The following is an 801-nucleotide window of genomic DNA, read 5'->3' as shown; positions in this document are numbered from 1 at the left end:
TAAGACTCGGTTTCCCTTCGGCTCCCCTATTCGGTTAACCTTGCTACAGAATATAAGTCGCTGACCCATTATACAAAAGGTACGCAGTCACACGCCTAAGCGTGCTCCCACTGCTTGTACGTACACGGTTTCAGGTTCTTTTTCACTCCCCTCGCCGGGGTTCTTTTCGCCTTTCCCTCACGGTACTGGTTCACTATCGGTCAGTCAGGAGTATTTAGCCTTGGAGGATGGTCCCCCCATATTCAGACAGGATACCACGTGTCCCGCCCTACTCATCGAGCTCACAGCATGTGCATTTTTGTGTACGGGGCTGTCACCCTGTATCGCGCGCCTTTCCAGACGCTTCCACTAACACACACACTGATTCAGGCTCTGGGCTGCTCCCCGTTCGCTCGCCGCTACTGGGGGAATCTCGGTTGATTTCTTTTCCTCGGGGTACTTAGATGTTTCAGTTCCCCCGGTTCGCCTCATTAACCTATGGATTCAGTTAATGATAGTGTGTCGAAACACACTGGGTTTCCCCATTCGGAAATCGCCGGTTATAACGGTTCATATCACCTTACCGACGCTTATCGCAGATTAGCACGTCCTTCATCGCCTCTGACTGCCAGGGCATCCATGTGCGGTAAGAGCGCACCGCGTGGGTGGCAACATTCCACGGCACGGTAAACTCCACTCGTAGCAAGACCAAATAGGAACTCAATGGATGGCCCGTCCAGAGTTCGGGTAGGTTGCTTGAGCTTGTGTGTGAATGCAAGCCTAGAGGAATGATTGTCCGCGACAGAACTCGGCTTATCGACC

The 801-nt window shown here is 52.6% G+C and carries 1 rRNA gene; it reads right to left on the bottom strand.

What is annotated here, in order from left to right:
• Positions 1 to 640 (bottom strand): 23S ribosomal RNA (locus DPQ23_RS15200); the annotation flags it as partial.
• Positions 641 to 801 lie beyond the last annotated feature (161 nt).

The sequence above is a fragment of the Paracoccus endophyticus genome (genome assembly GCF_003286075.1).
GTDB lineage: Bacteria > Pseudomonadota > Alphaproteobacteria > Rhodobacterales > Rhodobacteraceae > Paracoccus > Paracoccus endophyticus.
Note: the sequence above shows the minus strand (reverse complement) of the source record. Positions and strands in the feature narration are given on the sequence as shown.